General features: G+C 45.0%; 1 rRNA gene. It reads left to right on the plus strand.

Annotation, left to right across the window (positions count from 1 at the left end):
* Positions 1–2 precede the first annotated feature (2 nt).
* A 5S ribosomal RNA gene (gene rrf, locus KVP70_RS33325) occupies positions 3–115 on the plus strand.
* The last annotated feature ends 318 nt before the right edge of the window (positions 116–433 follow it).

Here is a 433-nt window from a genome sequence, read left to right on the forward strand (position 1 = left end):
TGCCTGATGACCATAGCAAGTTGGTCCCACCCCTTCCCATCCCGAACAGGACCGTGAAACAACTTTGCGCCGATGATAGTGCTGCAACCAGTGTGAAAGTAGGTTATCGTCAGGCTAGTTATAAGAAAAAACCCACCAGGTGATCCTGGTGGGTTTTTTTGCGTCCGTAGGATGTGTATACCGGTATCGATTGTTGAGAAAGTCCTTGTCAATCAAGCCTATTTCTTGCTATAGTTCGCCCCCTTGCAGAACAAGGCATTCAAATGCACTGTTGAAGTGAGGGGTTTTTTAGTGAGATGTAACCACACTAAAAACAAGCTTGACGAGATGCACGAAACGCTTCATACTCTTGCCTCTTCGCTGATGAACACAACGCTTCTTCAGCAAGCAGTACCGAATAAGTTCTTTAAAAATTTACAGTCGATAAGTGTGG

The organism is Duganella violaceipulchra, assembly GCF_019166075.1.
Lineage (GTDB): Bacteria > Pseudomonadota > Gammaproteobacteria > Burkholderiales > Burkholderiaceae_D > Rugamonas > Rugamonas violaceipulchra.